The 17012-nt window shown below is 38.3% G+C and carries 22 protein-coding genes; 20 read left to right on the top strand and 2 right to left on the bottom strand.

Annotated elements, in window-relative coordinates; translation table 11 throughout:
• Positions 1-113 precede the first annotated feature (113 nt).
• From adhP to I2432_RS00335, 3 genes are all read left to right on the top strand, one after another.
• Positions 114-1130: an alcohol dehydrogenase AdhP gene (gene adhP, locus I2432_RS00325; protein WP_012514722.1), complete on the top strand. Its 1017-nt coding sequence runs from the start codon at positions 114-116 to the stop codon at positions 1128-1130.
• 700 nt (positions 1131-1830) lie between these two features.
• Positions 1831-3423, top strand: coding sequence for an ATP-binding cassette domain-containing protein (locus I2432_RS00330; RefSeq protein ID WP_206158873.1), 1593 nt, complete (start codon positions 1831-1833; stop codon positions 3421-3423).
• A 170-nt stretch (positions 3424-3593) separates the two neighbouring features.
• Positions 3594-4049 (top strand): hypothetical protein, encoded by a 456-nt coding sequence (locus I2432_RS00335; RefSeq protein WP_249093262.1) that lies wholly within the window; start codon positions 3594-3596, stop codon positions 4047-4049.
• Here the strand turns inward: I2432_RS00335 and I2432_RS00340 are convergent.
• Positions 4033-4896, bottom strand: a complete 864-nt coding sequence (locus I2432_RS00340) for a helix-turn-helix domain-containing protein (protein WP_037582370.1) — start codon at positions 4894-4896, stop codon at positions 4033-4035. The two genes, I2432_RS00335 and I2432_RS00340, sit on opposite strands and share 17 nt — an antisense overlap.
• 645 nt (positions 4897-5541) lie before the next feature.
• On the opposite strand from I2432_RS00340, the gene I2432_RS00345 reads away from it, so the two are divergent.
• From I2432_RS00345 to I2432_RS00355, 3 genes are all read left to right on the top strand, one after another.
• Positions 5542-5808, top strand: a complete 267-nt coding sequence (locus I2432_RS00345) for a hypothetical protein (protein WP_111677630.1) — start codon at positions 5542-5544, stop codon at positions 5806-5808.
• Positions 5809-5997: 189 nt separating this feature from the next.
• Positions 5998-7482, top strand: coding sequence for a threonine synthase (thrC, locus tag I2432_RS00350; RefSeq protein ID WP_206158874.1), 1485 nt, complete (start codon positions 5998-6000; stop codon positions 7480-7482).
• A gap of 39 nt (positions 7483-7521) precedes the next feature.
• On the top strand, positions 7522-8823 hold the full coding sequence (locus tag I2432_RS00355; protein ID WP_206158875.1) for an MATE family efflux transporter: 1302 nt from the start codon (positions 7522-7524) through the stop codon (positions 8821-8823).
• Positions 8824-9025: 202 nt separating this feature from the next.
• On the opposite strand, the gene I2432_RS00360 is transcribed toward I2432_RS00355, so the two are convergent.
• Positions 9026-9979: an IS30 family transposase gene (locus I2432_RS00360; protein ID WP_206158876.1), complete on the bottom strand. Its 954-nt coding sequence runs from the start codon at positions 9977-9979 to the stop codon at positions 9026-9028.
• A gap of 309 nt (positions 9980-10288) precedes the next feature.
• On the opposite strand from I2432_RS00360, the gene rpsJ reads away from it, so the two are divergent.
• The 14 genes from rpsJ to rplE all read left to right on the top strand — a co-directional run bounded on the left by rpsJ (position 10289) and on the right by rplE (position 17001).
• On the top strand, positions 10289-10597 hold the full coding sequence (rpsJ, locus tag I2432_RS00365; RefSeq protein WP_003046044.1) for a 30S ribosomal protein S10: 309 nt from the start codon (positions 10289-10291) through the stop codon (positions 10595-10597).
• Between the two features lie 297 nt (positions 10598-10894).
• Entirely contained in the window at positions 10895-11521 is a 627-nt protein-coding gene (gene rplC / locus I2432_RS00370; RefSeq protein WP_206158877.1) for a 50S ribosomal protein L3, read from the top strand.
• 24 nt (positions 11522-11545) lie between these two features.
• The gene (rplD, locus tag I2432_RS00375) at positions 11546-12169 is read left to right on the top strand and encodes a 50S ribosomal protein L4 (protein WP_012677212.1); all 624 of its coding nucleotides are present in this window, start codon (positions 11546-11548) and stop codon (positions 12167-12169) included.
• On the top strand, positions 12169-12465 hold the full coding sequence (locus tag I2432_RS00380) for a 50S ribosomal protein L23 (protein WP_012677213.1): 297 nt from the start codon (positions 12169-12171) through the stop codon (positions 12463-12465). Before rplD ends, I2432_RS00380 begins: the two co-directional genes overlap by 1 nt.
• A gap of 17 nt (positions 12466-12482) precedes the next feature.
• Positions 12483-13316, top strand: coding sequence for a 50S ribosomal protein L2 (gene rplB / locus I2432_RS00385; protein WP_043024907.1), 834 nt, complete (start codon positions 12483-12485; stop codon positions 13314-13316).
• 111 nt (positions 13317-13427) lie between these two features.
• Positions 13428-13706, top strand: a complete 279-nt coding sequence (gene rpsS / locus I2432_RS00390; protein WP_000533765.1) for a 30S ribosomal protein S19 — start codon at positions 13428-13430, stop codon at positions 13704-13706.
• 15 nt (positions 13707-13721) lie between these two features.
• A complete protein-coding gene (rplV, locus tag I2432_RS00395; RefSeq protein WP_002986651.1) occupies positions 13722-14066 on the top strand; it encodes a 50S ribosomal protein L22 in 345 nt (114 codons plus the stop codon).
• Between the two features lie 12 nt (positions 14067-14078).
• The gene (gene rpsC / locus I2432_RS00400) at positions 14079-14732 is read left to right on the top strand and encodes a 30S ribosomal protein S3 (RefSeq protein ID WP_012514737.1); all 654 of its coding nucleotides are present in this window, start codon (positions 14079-14081) and stop codon (positions 14730-14732) included.
• A 3-nt stretch (positions 14733-14735) separates the two neighbouring features.
• Positions 14736-15149 (top strand): 50S ribosomal protein L16, encoded by a 414-nt coding sequence (rplP, locus tag I2432_RS00405; protein ID WP_012514738.1) that lies wholly within the window; start codon positions 14736-14738, stop codon positions 15147-15149.
• Between the two features lie 9 nt (positions 15150-15158).
• On the top strand, positions 15159-15365 hold the full coding sequence (gene rpmC / locus I2432_RS00410; RefSeq protein ID WP_003046054.1) for a 50S ribosomal protein L29: 207 nt from the start codon (positions 15159-15161) through the stop codon (positions 15363-15365).
• Positions 15366-15389: 24 nt separating this feature from the next.
• Positions 15390-15653, top strand: coding sequence for a 30S ribosomal protein S17 (gene rpsQ / locus I2432_RS00415; RefSeq protein WP_196820072.1), 264 nt, complete (start codon positions 15390-15392; stop codon positions 15651-15653).
• 24 nt (positions 15654-15677) lie between these two features.
• Positions 15678-16046, top strand: a complete 369-nt coding sequence (rplN, locus tag I2432_RS00420) for a 50S ribosomal protein L14 (RefSeq protein ID WP_012514740.1) — start codon at positions 15678-15680, stop codon at positions 16044-16046.
• Positions 16047-16129: 83 nt separating this feature from the next.
• Entirely contained in the window at positions 16130-16435 is a 306-nt protein-coding gene (gene rplX, locus I2432_RS00425) for a 50S ribosomal protein L24 (protein WP_012514741.1), read from the top strand.
• A 23-nt stretch (positions 16436-16458) separates the two neighbouring features.
• Positions 16459-17001 (top strand): 50S ribosomal protein L5, encoded by a 543-nt coding sequence (gene rplE, locus I2432_RS00430; protein ID WP_003046060.1) that lies wholly within the window; start codon positions 16459-16461, stop codon positions 16999-17001.
• Positions 17002-17012: the final 11 nt, after the last annotated feature.

The following is a 17012-nucleotide window of genomic DNA, read 5'->3' on the forward strand; positions in this document are numbered from 1 at the left end:
TTTCAGAAAACTTTCAAGAAATTGGTTGACAAACCTTGTGAAAAAGTATACAATACAAATTGTAAACGGTTGCAAAAATAGATAAACCGAGACTTAGAAATTGGAGGCATCCTATGAAGGCTGTAGTTGTTAACCAAACCAGCAGTGGTGTAGAGGTTGTAGAGCATGATGTACCATCAATCGGTCATGGAGAAGCTCTTGTTAAAGTAGAATATTGTGGCGTATGTCATACTGACTTGCATGTTGCGCATGGTGATTTTGGTCAGGTTCCGGGGCGTATCCTCGGTCATGAAGGTATCGGTATTGTCGAAAAGCTAGGTGAAGGTGTTACTTCCTTAAAGGTTGGTGATCGTGTATCGATTGCTTGGTTCTTTGAAGGCTGCGGTCATTGTGAATATTGTACAACAGGTCGCGAGACTCTATGCCGTTCAGTTAAAAATGCTGGCTATTCAGTTGATGGTGGGATGAGTGAGTATGCAGTTGTTACAGCTGACTATGCTGTGAAAGTGCCAGATGGTCTTGACCCAGCTCAAGCATCGTCAATTACCTGTGCAGGCGTTACAACCTATAAGGCTATCAAAGAAGCAGGTGCCGCTCCAGGACAATGGATTGTTATCTTTGGTGCCGGTGGACTTGGTAACCTAGCTGTTCAGTATGCTAAAAAGGTTTTCAATGCTCATGTCGTAGCAGTGGACATTAACAATGATAAGCTAGAGCTGGCCAAGGAGGTTGGAGCAGATATCGTTGTCAATGGTAAAGAAATCGAAGATGTTGCCGGCTATATCCAAGAAAAAACAGGTGGTGCTCATGGCGTTGTGGTAACCGCTGTTTCTAAAGTAGCCTTTAACCAAGCTATTGATAGTGTGCGTGCAGGAGGAACTGTTGTTGCTGTAGGACTTCCATCAGAATACATGGAATTATCTATCGTAAAGACTGTCCTAGACGGAATCAAGGTAGTCGGATCACTTGTGGGAACTCGTAAAGACTTGGAAGAAGCCTTTGCCTTTGGTGCAGAAGGTCTGGTTGTGCCAGTTGTAGAAAAGGTTCCAGTTGAGACTGCTCCAGAAGTCTTTGACGAAATGGAACGTGGTCTCATTCAAGGAAGAAAGGTTTTGGATTTCACGATTTAAGGCTGATTTTAGAAAAAGTCAGCAGCCAGACAAGCTGATTGTCCCAAATGATGAATAAAGTCCTTAGAATTAGTTTTCTAAGGGCTTTTTTGGTGAAACTAACTGATAAAAAAGCTTGGTATCTAAAGATGTAAAAGAGTCAGCTAGTTATTAATACCATGATTGCCCCTTGAAAGACAGTACCAGAGAAAGCTGGACATATTGTAACCTCTGATAGAGGTACTAGGTTTGAACAATAAGGAACTCAATCTAGAAGTTTATTTTTCTGCTCCTCACTCCCCTTGGTAACGTAGGACAAATGAAAATACCAATGGGTTAATCAAAGAGTAGTTTCCTAAAGGAACTGACTTGACTGATATTGAGAGCTCTATCGTATAAGAGTGGGAAGATAAATGAAATGATCGTTCTAGAAGATGTCCTAACTGGAAACTACCTTATAAATTCTTTTATGGAAAAGCGTTGCACTTTATTTGACAATTCGTCTTCACAAATTTTAGGAAGCACTGTAGGAAAAAAGAATAATGACATAACATATTGCTAAAAACATGGGTTATAAGCTAAATTATTATCTACGTTTTTAGTAACAAGGTAGTATGATTTAAAATATAGATGAAAAATGTTGTGTCCCGAATAAGGGAAGTTTTTTAGGATACGATACTTGTACATTATAATTTATTTATAAAATCTTTTAGGTGGATTTATGAAAGAAATTGTAAGAAGTCATAGATTGTTATATGTAATAGTAGCTTTTTTTAGTGTAATCAGTGCATTTTTAATGACCTTATTTTCTATTCAACTGGGAAAAATACTAGATAGTATATCTAATTCAAGTAGTGAATTATTGTTTCAGATAGTAGTGTGTGTATGTACCATAATGGCATGGTTTATAATGATATGGTCCTATTCTTATTTTAAGAGTTACTATGTAAAAAAGGTCATTTTAGATTTAAAGGAGAGGCTTTTTATAGGTTATTTATTACGGGAATTTAATGAAATTGATACTTGTGATCGATATAATTCGGATTTTCTAAACAATGTAACAAAAAATATTGATATAATTCAGGAGAATTTATTGGTTCCTAGAGTGGCTGTTATTGTTGATCTGGCTTCAATGGTTACGAGTGTAGTAGCTATTGTACTTATAGAATGGCGATTAGCCCTAGTATTTTTATTGCTTTCTATTGTAACTGTTTTTCTATCTCAAATTCCTGGAAAGTTAATGAGTAAAGCAACTCGATATTATTCTGAAAAAAGTAATCAGTATTTAGCAGAAATGACTAGTTTTATTGAGGGATTTGAACAGATTAAATTATTGAATATTCAAAAATGGATACAAAAAATCGAACAAAATACTACTTTAGAATTTGAAGATTCTAGACAGAAATATCAATACAGAAAAGATTTAGCTTCAAATACAGGAATGTTTTTGAGCTTCTTTTCTCAAGTAGCTTGTATGGTTGCTGGTATATTTTTTGTAAGGAATAATCTACTAACAGTTGGACTATTAGTGGCCAGTATTCAGTTATTAAATGGAGTGTTTGGCCCTCTACAGTCTTTTCTTTACAATAAAAATTTGATCAAAAGTACAGGTACTATTTTAACAAGTATTCAAGAAGTTCTAGATAAAACAAATTTTGTTAATGGTTATATAGAAAATAAGACTTTTTATGAAGGAGACATCTCTAGCATTTCGATAAATAATTTAACTTATCAAGTTGAAAATAGAAAAATATTTACTAATTTTTCATTTGAATTTAAAAAGGGAAATACTTATGCCATTATTGGTCCTTCGGGGGTTGGGAAAACAACATTAGCAAAACTGATATTAAATTATTATCCAAAGCATTTATATGATGGGGAAATAAGAATTGATGGAAGAAATATTGCTGAAATTAACTCAGAAAGTTTGTATAAGAAGATTGCGTTTGTTCAAAAAAATGATTTTCTTGTGGAAGGTAATGTTTCAGACAACATTAAATTAGATGGGAGTTTGAATCTAACAAACAAGCTCAAAGATAGTTTAGGATTTGATGAAATATTTTTAAACAAAAAATTATTTAGAGTTCAGTCTTTAATCTCAGAAGGAGAAAAACAAAGAATTGATTTAGCAAGATTTTTAAACCGTAGATATTCTATTTATATTTTTGATGAACCAACTAGTAATCTTGATCCAGCTAGATCTAAAGCCATATTGGATTATATTTTATCAATAAAGAATGCAATCATCATTGTGATTACTCACAACCAAGATATAAAAACGTTAGAACAATTCGATGAAGTCATTTGTTTGTAAATGAAAGGGGGTGATGAACATGATTATGGAAAATTTTGAAGTTTTAGAACTAGAGTTTGTCGAAGTTCGAAATGAACAAACCACAAATTGGTATTTTATTTAATCACAAAGGCATGCAATGAGAATTTGCATGCCTTTGTAAAATATAGAAAGGACAATAAGACAATAAAATGAATAATTTTTTTCCAGAGTGGAATCAGGATAGGATTGTATATTCATGGCAAAATGATAAATTAAGGACGAAAAACCAATGGGTATATAATATAATTTCATTCCCAATCTTTTACAATGGGCTCACTATCCTAAAGATACCGACTAGAACGCCTGAAATTCATAAGCATCAAGTAGTACAAGTTCTAAAAGAAGACTTAGTAAATAGAGAAGACTTAAAAAATACGAAATTATTTGATAAAGCTAAAAAAAGAGTTATCAATGAAGTTCTTATGAGCTATGAAGTGAAGAAAGTCGAGTTTTTAAAGACACTTTGCAGGGAGAAATTATTTAATATACCTAGTTGGGAGAGTGTTACTGGGGAAATTGAGAAAGTTTCTCTCAATGAACTTAATCAATTTGCTAAAGATGCTCTCATGCAAAACAAGCAATTTCATATCATAATAAATTGCTAATATATTTGTTAAAGTGTTCTTGATAATTTTGATAAATTGTTTTATTTAAAGAATTGAAGATTTTTAAGGCTTCTTCTATCTTAGAGTTTGATTTTTCTGTGTGAATATTAAATTTCAACTCTAGGTATCCTTCTAGGTATAACAATATAGTTAACTCAAAAAAATAAGTTGAGTTAGATAACAGGTTTTTACTAGCTTGATTTAAAAATATTGCTTCTTCATAAAAATCATTTTCAATCATTAATAGAAGACTATTAAGGAGTAGTTGAATTAGCGACTGTTTATTACGAGGAATTGAATTGTATAATGTTCCTTTTTTTAGAGCTTCCTTAGTATACTTGAATAATAGCTTAGGAGGTAAAGAACGACAGCAATTTCCAAGAATAAGGGTTTCATAGTATCCCCAATTTTCTACGGAAAATAAATAATTTGAAAGATAAGAGATATCTTGATTAGTTAATTGGTGATTGTTATCAAGTCCAGAAATGATACTTTGGATAAAAATTGAATTTAATTTATGATAATGAGAGTTTGTCTCTTCAAACAATTTATTTTCTTGTTCTATCATACTTATTAGTGTTTCGACTTTATTATTGTATGCAGAATTTTGAACAACTTTTATTAGTGTATTAAATTCAGATGGTTCATAATTGTTACAGGCGAGCAAGAATTCTTCAAAGGTTATTCCGATTTTTTCTAGTAAATATAATAACTTGAAAATAGAAATTTCCGTCTCTCCTAATTCAAATCTTGAAATTTGAGATTTTGAAATTTCATATCCTGCTAATGAAGAAATAGAAATTCCTTTTTCTTCCCGCATTTTTCTATAGGTTTCACCTAAGATCATAGATTATCTCCGTTTGTAGTTAAAAAGTGGAAAACGTGACAAATGATGAGAAAAAGTTACAAATTACTTAAATTGATTCTTGATATTATCATTATTATAGGTTTATGTCAATAATTTTTGTAGATTGCATGAAGTATAATGCCTATAAGTTTTTAGTACTCAATTTTATGATTTAATATTTAAATTAAGCAATAGTCAAGTCACCTTTCACTAAGAAAAATCACTTGATTATTGCTTAGTTTTTTCTAATGGAGGATTTTTAGTTTAGAAGCTTTGAGTTTAGACCTCAAAACTTAGATATGGAATTCGAAAGGCAGTCACTGCTGTCAACATTACTTTGGGAAAGTTCCTATAAGAGACTTTTCATTAGACTGAAGTAGCTTCAATAGCTCTAAAACTACCTAGACTCAAGTAACAACAAGTCCTTAGAATTGATTTTCTAAGGGCTTTTTACATACCTAAAGTAATTGATTTCATATGACAAAATCAGACGATTACCCATTTTATAAAAAAAAAAACGAAACTGCGGAGAAAAGCTGCTAAAGAGCTATTTATCACTATCAGCTAGCATGTTAAACTTTTCTTAGAAAGCGTTGGCAGTAACCAACTGCCATGCCAAAAAATTATTTATCAAGGAGAGTAACAATGAAACGACTAAAAACGTTATGCTTTTTAGCAACTGCTATAACCCTAACTTTGGCTCCTATCAGCACAAGCCAGACACAACCACAGACCGTATATGCTAGTGCGGTTACTGAACAAGGATGTAGAAGCCTTGGGAAAGGCTGGTATCGCTGTCCTGATGGAGACGTCTTTGATGACGAGTATGTTGCTCCTAAAAAATCAATATGGTCTAGTTGGCTGTCATGGTTGTTTGATTCTATATGGGGAACAGTAAGAAAGTGGTTTTAAAGCTCGAAATCTAAAGTCCTTAGAATTAATTTTCTAAGGGCTTTTTTGGTGCCTCAAGGTAAAGACATGTTCAGCAACAAATTGGCTGCTGGGTCATTAGCACAGAAAATGGCTGTCTCAAAATCCTAGAAGGCTTATGATTGGAATATGATATAATAATCAAAAGAAATGATGAGGTGATGTGAAGCAATGCCAATGATGTACCAATCAACAAGAAATGCAGCTAATAAGGTAACCGCTAGTCAAGCGATTTTAAGTGGCCTAGCAGACGATGGTGGCTTGTTTACCCCTACAAGCATGCCAGTGCTGGATCTAGATTTTGAGGAGCTAAAGACCAAGTCCTACCAAGAGGTTGCCAAGCTTATTTTATCAGCCTTTTTTGATGACTATACTGAAGCAGAATTAGATGCTTGTATTTCTTCTGCCTATGATGATAAGTTTGATACAGCAGTGATAGCACCTCTAGCTACGTTAAAGGATTATCATAATTTGGAGCTATTTCATGGTTCAACCATCGCATTTAAGGACATGGCTCTATCTATTTTGCCTTATCTCTTGACAACTGCTGCTAAAAAGCAGGGTGTGGAGCGAAAAATTGCGATTCTAACCGCTACCTCAGGTGATACTGGTAAGGCAGCAATGGCAGGCTTTGCTGATGTTCCGAGAACGGATATTATTGTCTTTTATCCTAAGTCAGGCGTTAGCAGGATTCAGGAGCTGCAGATGATCACACAGGCCGGTCACAATACCCATGTTGTGGCGATTGAAGGCAATTTTGATGATGCTCAAACAGAGGTCAAGCGCCTGTTTAATGACCCTGATTTGCGTGAGCGGCTAGCGGCCCAACAGATACAGCTGTCTTCGGCCAATTCGATGAATATTGGTCGTTTGATTCCTCAGGTTGTCTATTATATTTATGCTTATGCCCAGTTGGTATGGCATCAGCGACTTGAAGCTGGAGAGACGATTAACATAGTAGTGCCGACAGGAAATTTTGGCAATCTACTGGCTGCCTACTATGCCAAAGAAATTGGACTTCCTGTTGCCAAATTCATCTGTGCTTCCAATGAAAACAATGTCTTGACAGATTTCTTTGCTAGTGGTAGGTATGATAAAAAGCGTCCCTTCAAGGTGACTACTAGTCCATCAATGGATATTTTGGTGTCTTCAAATTTAGAGCGCTTGGTTTTTCATTTACTAGGCAATGATGCCCAAAAGACAGCATCATTAATGAAGAGCTTGGCAGAAACAGGTCAGTATCAGCTAGCTGATGCAGATCAGTCTATCCTTGATTTATTTGCAGCAGGCTTTGCAACAGAGCAAGAGACTGCTAAAGAGATCAAAACGATATTTGAGTCTGATCATTATGTGCTTGACCCACATACAGCTGTAGCTTCAGCTGTTTATCGTGCTTATCGGGAGCAATCAGGTGACTCTAGACCGACTATTGTTGCGTCAACTGCTAGTCCTTATAAGTTTCCGCGGGTAGTTGTGGAAGCTATTAGTGGTCAGCAGGTTGCCAGTGATTTTGAGGCGCTTGAGCAGTTGGCTGATATATCAGGTGTAGTCGTGCCACAAGCTGTCAATGGCTTACAGGAGGCGCCCATTCGTCATAGCCTTTTAGTGACAGTAGCAGATATGCAGCAGGCAGTGGAGGCTTATCTTGGAGTATAGGAGGCATAAAGGAGCTCCCTTTCAATTGATATGAATATAATGACTCACAATAGAAAAAAGATACTGTCCTTAGCCCTTCCATCAATGGTAGAAAATATATTGCAAATGCTGATGGGAATAATAGACAATTATTTGGCTGCTCAAATTGGACTTACGGCAGTTTCGGGCATTGCGATTGCTAATAATATTCTGACGATTTATCAGGCTCTTTTTATCGCATTGGGTGCTGCAGTCTCCAGCCTCATTGCTAGAAGCATAGGGGAGCAAAACCATTCTAAAGAAATCAACTACATGGCAAATGCTATCTTAGTAACAGGAGCTCTATCAGTTCTTCTAGGCTTGGTGTCTATAGTGGGACACAAAAGCATATTAGCCTTTCTGGGAGCAGCTAGTCTGGTAGCTAGACTAGGTGGGCAGTATTTAGCCATTGTTGGTGGAATGATTCTTAGTCTTGGACTTTTAACGAGCTTAGGTGCGATTATTCGTGCTAAGGGTCAGCCTAGCATTCCAATGAAGGTCAGCCTTTTAACTAATCTGCTAAACGCTGTATTTTCAGCCCTTTCTCTTTACGTATGGGGATTTGGAGTAATAGGGATTGCTTGGTCAACCGTTGTGTCGCGTCTTATTGGAGTTGTTATTCTATGTCAGTTTCTTCCTATTAAAGAGATTATTAAGCGTTTTGTTAATCCCTTGGATAAAGAGATCTTTAGCTTATCTCTTCCAGCGGCTGGTGAGCGGCTCATGATGCGAGCTGGTGATGTTTTGATTGTGGCTATTATTGTTAGATTTGGGACAGAGGCCTTGGCAGGCAATGCGATTGGAGAAACCTTAACTCAATTTAATTATATGCCGGGACTTGCTATGTCAACTGCGACCGTCATTTTAGTTGCCAATCAGCTGGGCAGTGGCAAAGGGGCTACAATAGCAAAAACTGTAAAAGAAACCTTTTTGTTAGCCACTCTGATGATGCTTGTTGTGGGACTGATTACTTATTTGCTAGGCCCTAATCTACTGCCCTTATTTACAGCAGATGCCAAGGCTCAACAGGCTGGTATGGTTGTCTTGGTCTTTTCTCTTTTGGGTGTACCAGCAACAGCTGGGACCTTGGTTTACACAGCAGCCTGGCAGGGTATCGGACAAGCTAAGCTTCCCTTTTATGCAACAACGATTGGTATGTGGCTGGTTCGGATTACTTTGGGCTACTTTATTGGAGTAACCTTAAATTATGGATTAATAGGTGTTTGGCTTGCGACTGTTTTGGACAATGTCACCAGATGGCTCATTCTTGCAGTGGCCTTTAAGAAGCAGCAAAGGCAGCTTTCTTCGGACTGTCATAGCTAAACTTTGTATCTAGGTCTCAAGACTTCTGAGTGGTGACTTTCCTTTTGGGAGTCAGCCACTGTCATCAGAATGTAAAGTACGCCTGAGGCTCTGTTTGCTAATAGCTTCTCTTATCTGCGGAAGATCAAAGAGGATTGCTGGAACAGCTGAGATTTGTCTTCAATCTGGCTTGCCCTTTCTGAGGCCAAATTTCAAGTTCAAGTTAGCCAGTCTGTAAAAACTCTTTAGGAGATTTATAATTGAATAGTTTCTTTGGATAGTTGTTAATCCAGTTTTCAATAAATGCGACTTGTTGTTGAGTCGCATTTTTACTTCCCTTAGGTAACCAACGCCGGATGAGTCTGTTATGATTCTCGTTAGTTCCACGCTCCCAAGAAGAATACGGGTGGGCATAGTAGATATGATCAGGGTCAAAAACTTCTGCTAAACGACTGAATTCAGCTCCGTTATCAGCTGTGATGGAATTAATCTGATAATCTCTGAGGATAGTTTTCAGAGCTTTGTTCACTGAAGACGCAGACTTATCTGGAATGAGTCGGATGATTTGATAACGACTCTTTCTATCGATTAGAGTCAACAGACACTCGTTTTTTGCCCGAGTTTGAATAACCGTATCCATTTCAAAATCACCGATATTCTCACGCTTATTAATGCTTTCAGGTCGTTCCTCAATAGACTTTCCAGCTGGCTTAAAATTGGGACTGGCATGCTTTTTCTTAGCTTTCTCTTTTCGAGGATAAAGCATGTCAGCCTTGGTCAATCCTAAGTGGCCATGATGAATCCAGTAGTAAATGGTGGAGATGGGAACAGGTATCCCTTTTGCCTTAACCATCATCTCAGGAGAGTATTTTTGTTTGATGTAGTGAGTCATCTTTTCTTTGAGTTCCTTCGTTAGGGAGACCTGCTTAACAGAGCGTTTACGATTGTTTTGATAGGCTTTTTGAGCGAAGTCAGCTGAGTAAATCACTTCAAATTTTCCTTTACGCACTTGTTGTCTAACTTGACCACGTTTGACTTCGTTGTGAATGGTTTGAGGAGCTTTAGCCAATCTCCTAGCGATTTCACGATTTGAGAGCTCTTCTTGAAGCCAACGTTCAATCATTCTACGTTCAGTTAGTGTCAAATGTTTACTTTTTGGTGTATAATAGTGTTGCATCTCAGAGTCTTTCTAATTGTTGTTGTGGTGATTACAATTATATCTCTCTGAGATGTTTTTTGATACCCTTAGGTGGCTAACTTCATTTTAGAACTTTCCTTGCCCTTTCTGAGGGCAAGTTTTTTTGAAAAAATCCCCTGAAAGGCTTGCAATGCCTTATTAATTCTGCTATTATATTATGGTGCTGTAAAAATACAGCTTTAGCTATGATACGAGAGGTTGCGACACGCTCGGTTGCATTGCCACGTGACGGGTGTCGGTTTTCTCGAGGAGCTAGCCTATTATCGTAAATAGACGAGAGGAGAAAAGATGGCAAACAAAAAAATCCGTATCCGTTTGAAAGCGTACGAGCACCGTACACTTGATACAGCGGCAGAAAAAATCGTTGAAACTGCAACTCGTACAGGTGCAACAGTAGCTGGACCAGTTCCACTTCCAACTGAACGTAGTCTTTACACAATTATTCGTGCGACTCACAAGTATAAAGATTCTCGCGAACAATTTGAAATGCGTACACACAAACGTCTTATTGATATTGTGAACCCAACGCAAAAGACTGTTGATGCACTTATGAAATTGGACCTTCCAAGTGGTGTCAACGTAGAAATCAAGCTTTAATTGTTTGAAACATGAGCGAGGAACGAGTTCATATCTAATTGAACACAGGCTAAACTCTGTGTGAAAAAGAGACACAGCCGTTCTAATTTTAATTAGATTACGGATGTGGCTACCTGTAGGTGTAAATCTTCCTAGAAACAGAAGTTTCTTCGTCAGATTTCCTATTTTCACTGTGAGTTTGACGCCTTAAGTATCTTGCTTTGAGCATAAAAAACGCTCGTAAAAAACTTTTTTGAGCATAAAAAACGCTCACTAAAAACTTTTTGAAATATTATTAAGAAAAGGAATTATTTTCTCATGACAAAAGGAATCTTAGGGAAAAAAGTGGGAATGACTCAAATCTTCACTGAATCTGGTGAATTTATCCCTGTTACTGTCATCGAAGCAACTCCAAATGTTGTGCTTCAAGTTAAAACTGTTGAAACAGACGGTTATGAAGCAATTCAAGTTGGTTTTGATGACAAACGTGAAGTATTGAGCAACAAACCTGCCAAAGGCCATGTAGCGAAAGCTAACACAGCTCCTAAGCGCTTCATTCGTGAATTCAAAAACATTGAAGGCTTAGAAGTAGGTGCAGAAATCACTGTTGATATCTTCGCAGCTGGAGATGTTGTTGATGTAACTGGTACTTCAAAGGGTAAAGGCTTCCAAGGTGTTATCAAACGTCATGGCCAATCACGTGGCCCTATGGCACATGGTTCTCGTTATCACCGTCGTCCAGGTTCTATGGGACCTGTTGCGCCAAACCGCGTTTTCAAAAACAAACATTTGGCAGGACGTATGGGTGGCAACCGTGTAACAATCCAAAATCTTGAAATTGTACAAGTTATCCCAGAAAAGAACGTTATCCTTATCAAAGGTAACGTACCAGGTGCTAAGAGATCTCTTATCACTATCAAATCAGCAGTTAAAGCTGCTAAATAATAAGAAAGGAGAAAACAGTTAAAAATGGCAAACGTAAAACTATTTGACCAAACTGGTAAAGAAGTTAGCACAGTTGAATTAAATGATGCTATCTTTGGTATCGAACCAAACGAATCAGTTGTTTTTGATGTTGTAATCAGCCAACGTGCTAGCCTTCGCCAAGGTACTCATGCGGTTAAAAACCGTTCAGCAGTATCAGGTGGTGGACGTAAACCTTGGCGTCAAAAAGGAACTGGACGTGCTCGTCAAGGGTCTATCCGCTCACCACAATGGCGTGGTGGTGGTGTTGTCTTTGGACCAACTCCACGTTCATATGGATACAAACTTCCACAAAAAGTTCGTCGCCTTGCTTTGAAATCAGTTTACTCAGCAAAAGTTGCTGAAGATAAATTTGTAGCTGTAGAAAGCCTTTCATTTGCAGCACCAAAAACAGCTGAATTTGCCAAGGTGCTTTCAGCTCTTAGCATTGATACAAAAGTACTTGTTCTTGTTGAAGAAGGAAATGAATTTGCAGCACTTTCTGCACGTAACCTTCCAAACGTAGCTGTGGCAACAGCAGCGACTGCAAGTGTTCTTGATATCGTAAACGCAGACAAACTTCTTGTAACGAAAGAAGCAATCTCTACAATTGAGGAGGTTCTTGCATAATGAATTTGTACGACGTAATCAAAAAACCAGTTATTACTGAAAAATCAATGTATGCCCTTGAAGAAGGCAAATACACATTTGAAGTTGACACACGTGCGCACAAACTGTTAATCAAGCAAGCTGTTGAAGCTGCATTTGACGGAGTTAAGGTTGCAAGTGTCAATACTGTTAACGTTAAACCAAAGGCTAAGCGTGTTGGTCGTTACACAGGCTTTACTTCAAAAACTAAAAAAGCTATCATCACTCTTACAGCTGATTCTAAAGCAATCGAGTTGTTCGCAGCTGAAGCTGAATAATCTAAGGAGGAAATAACGTGGGTATTAAAGTTTATAAACCAACGACAAATGGCCGTCGTAACATGACTTCTTTGGATTTTGCTGAAATTACAACAAGCACACCTGAGAAATCATTGCTTGTTTCTCTTAAAAACAAAGCTGGTCGTAACAACAATGGTCGCATCACAGTTCGTCACCAAGGTGGTGGACACAAGCGTCATTACCGTTTGATTGACTTCAAGCGTAACAAAGATGGCGTTGAAGCAGTTGTTAAAACAATCGAATACGATCCAAACCGTACTGCAAATATTGCGCTTGTACATTACACTGACGGAGTTAAGGCTTACATCATCGCTCCTAAGGGTCTTGAAGTAGGTCAACGCATTGTTTCTGGACCAGATGCAGATATTAAGATTGGTAATGCACTTCCATTAGTAAACATTCCTGTTGGTACAGTTGTTCACAACATTGAGCTTAAGCCTGGTAAGGGTGGAGAGCTTGTACGTGCTGCTGGAGCTTCTGCTCAAGTACTTGGTCAAGAAGGCAAATACGTTCTTGTTCGTCTTCAATCAGGTGAAGTTCGTATGATTCTTGGAACATGTCGTGCAACTGTTGGTACAGTTGGTAACGAGCAACAATCACTTGTTAACATTGGTAAAGCAGGACGTAGCCGTTGGAAAGGTATCCGCCCAACAGTTCGTGGTTCTGTAATGAACCCTAACGATCACCCACATGGTGGTGGTGAAGGTAAAGCACCAGTTGGACGTAAAGCGCCATCTACTCCTTGGGGTAAACCAGCGCTTGGTCTTAAAACACGTAACAAAAAAGCTAAATCTAACAAGCTTATTGTTCGTCGTCGTAACGAAAAATAAGCAGCAAATCTAGCATAAGCTTATTCAATCATTCCGCCAGCTCGGTAGAGTTTGAGCTTGCTCTCATGCTCAAGCCGCTGTGGTACATTATTTAAAGGAGAAAACTACAAAATGGGACGTAGTCTTAAAAAAGGACCTTTCGTCGATGAGCATTTGATGAAAAAAGTTGAAGCTCAAGCTAATGACGAAAAGAAAAAAGTAATCAAAACTTGGTCACGTCGTTCAACGATTTTCCCAAGTTTCATCGGATATACAATCGCAGTTTATGATGGCCGCAAGCATGTACCTGTGTACATTCAAGAAGACATGGTAGGTCACAAGCTTGGTGAATTTGCACCAACTCGTACCTACAAGGGTCACGCAGCTGACGACAAGAAAACACGTCGTTAATAGGAGGAGGACACAATGGCAGAAATTACTTCAGCTAAAGCAATGGCTCGTACAGTGCGTGTTTCACCTCGTAAAACACGTTTAGTACTTGATCTTATCCGCGGTAAGAAAGTTGCTGATGCAATCGCAATCTTAAAATTCACTCCAAACAAAGCAGCTCGTGTTATTGAGAAAACTCTTAACTCAGCAATTGCTAACGCAGAAAATAACTTTGGTTTGGAAAAAGCTAACTTGGTAGTATCTGAAACATTTGCAAACGAAGGACCAACAATGAAACGTTTCCGTCCACGTGCAAAGGGCTCAGCGTCACCAATCAACAAGCGAACAACTCACGTTACAGTAGTTGTATCAGAAAAATAAGGAGGTAAAATCGTGGGTCAAAAAGTACATCCAATTGGTATGCGTGTCGGAATCATTCGTGACTGGGATGCAAAATGGTATGCTGAAAAAGAATACGCGGATTACCTTCATGAAGATCTTGCAATCCGTAAATTCATTAACAAAGAATTGGCAGAGGCTTCAGTTTCAACAATTGAAATTGAGCGTGCTGTAAATAAAGTTATTGTTTCACTTCACACTGCAAAGCCTGGTATGGTTATTGGTAAAGGTGGAGCAAATGTTGACGCTCTTCGCGCTCAGCTTAACAAATTAACTGGAAAACAAGTACACATCAACATCATCGAAATCAAACAGCCTGATCTTGATGCCCACCTTGTTGGTGAAAACATTGCTCGTCAGCTTGAGCAACGTGTTGCTTTCCGTCGTGCTCAAAAACAAGCTATTCAACGTACAATGCGTGCTGGAGCTAAGGGAATCAAAACTCAAGTTTCAGGTCGTTTGAACGGTGCAGATATCGCGCGTAGCGAAGGCTACTCAGAAGGAACTGTTCCTCTTCACACACTTCGTGCAGATATTGACTATGCTTGGGAAGAAGCAGATACTACATACGGTAAACTTGGTGTTAAAGTTTGGATTTATCGTGGTGAAGTTCTTCCAGCTCGCAAAAACACTAAAGGAGGCAAATAACAGATGTTAGTACCTAAACGTGTTAAACACCGTCGTGAGTTTCGTGGAAAAATGCGCGGTGAAGCAAAAGGTGGAAAAGAAGTATCATTCGGTGAATATGGTCTTCAAGCTACTACTAGCTCATGGATCACTAACCGCCAAATCGAAGCTGCTCGTATCGCTATGACTCGTTACATGAAACGTGGTGGTAAAGTTTGGATTAAAATCTTCCCTCACAAATCTTATACAGCTAAAGCTATCGGGGTTCGTATGGGTTCTGGTAAGGGTGCACCTGAAGGTTGGGTAGCACCAGTTAAGCGTGGCAAGGTTATGTTTGAGGTTGCTGGTGTTTCTGAAGAAATCGCTCGTGAAGCACTTCGTCTTGCTAGCCACAAGCTACCAGTTAAATGTAAATTCGTAAAACGTGAAGCAGAATAAGGAGAAGACATGAAACTTGAAGAAATCAAAAAGTTTGTTGCTGAGCTTCGTGGCTTGTCTCAAGAAGAGCTTGCTAAGAAAGAAAACGAACTCAAAAAAGAACTTTTCGACCTTCGTTTTCAAGCTGCAGCAGGTCAACTAGATCAAACTGCTCGTTTGAACGAAGTTAAAAAACAAATTGCACGTGTAAAGACTGTGCAATCTGAAATGAAATAATAGATTGGGAAAGGAGTATTCTAAATAATGGAACGTAATCAACGTAAAACCCTTGTTGGACGTGTTGTATCTGACAAGATGGACAAAACAATCACTGTTATAGTTGAAACAAAGCGTAACCACCCAGTCTATGGTAAACGTATCAACTATTCTAAAAAATACAAAGCACATGACGAAAAGAACCTTGCTAAAGAAGGCGATATCGTTCGTATCATGGAAACTCGTCCACTTTCAGCTACAAAACGCTTCCGTCTTGTAGAAATCGTGGAAGAAGCTGTTATTATCTAATCAAACTAAAAGGAGACAATTGAAATGATTCAACAAGAAACTCGCTTGAAAGTTGCTGATAATAGCGGTGCTCGTGAGATCTTGACTATCAAGGTTCTTGGTGGTTCAGGGCGTAAGTTTGCTAACATCGGTGACGTCATCGTTGCATCTGTAAAACAAGCTACTCCTGGTGGAGCAGTTAAAAAGGGTGATGTTGTTAAGGCTGTTATTGTTCGTACAAAGAGTGGTGCTCGTCGTCCAGACGGTTCATACATCAAATTTGATGACAATGCGGCTGTCATTATTCGTGATGACAAGACTCCTCGTGGGACTCGTATCTTTGGGCCTGTTGCACGTGAATTGCGTGAGGGTGGCTACATGAAGATCGTATCACTTGCACCAGAAGTACTTTAATTTTAATCATTAAACAAACTAAGTCCCCTAGGCTAGCCTAGGGTGCCCATAGGGGCGTAAGAAAATAATAGGAGAAACCCATAATGTTTGTAAAAAAAGGCGACAAGGTTCGCGTTATTGCTGGTAAGGACAAAGGTGTTGAAGCTGTTGTTCTTAAAGCACTTCCAAAAGTAAACAAAGTTATTGTTGAAGGCGTAGCCATCATCAAAAAGCATCAAAAACCAAATAGCGAAAATCCTCAAGGTGCTATCGTTGAAAAAGAAGCACCAATCCATGCATCAAACGTTCAAGTTCTTGATAAAAATGGTGTTGCTGGACGCGTTGGTTACAAGTTTGTAGACGGCAAAAAAGTTCGTTACAACAAAAAATCAGGCGAAGTGCTTGATTAATCACGAAGGAAAGGAGAAGCATAATGGCAAATCGTTTAAAAGAAAAATATACTAACGAAGTAATTCCTGCGTTGACAGAGAAGTTTAATTACACATCAGTTATGGCTGTGCCAAAGGTTGAGAAAATCGTTCTTAACATGGGTGTGGGTGACGCTGTATCAAACGCTAAAAACCTTGAAAAAGCTGCTGCAGAATTGGCACTTATCTCAGGTCAAAAACCACTTATTACTAAAGCTAAGAAATCAATCGCTGGCTTCCGTCTTCGTGAAGGTGTTGCTATCGGTGCGAAGGTAACGCTTCGTGGCGAACGCATGTACGAATTCCTAGACAAGCTAGTTAGCGTTTCACTTCCTCGTGTTCGTGACTTCCATGGTGTTCCAACAAAATCATTTGACGGTCGTGGTAACTACACTCTTGGTGTGAAAGAACAACTTATCTTCCCAGAAATCAACTTTGATGATGTTGATAAAGTACGTGGTCTTGATATTGTTATCGTAACAACTGCTAACACTGACGAAGAATCACGTGAATTGCTTAAAGGTCTTGGAATGCCTTTTGCAAAATAATAGGGGGTAAC

Source organism: Streptococcus equi subsp. zooepidemicus (assembly GCF_015689395.1).
GTDB classification, from domain to species: Bacteria; Bacillota; Bacilli; order Lactobacillales; family Streptococcaceae; genus Streptococcus; species Streptococcus equi.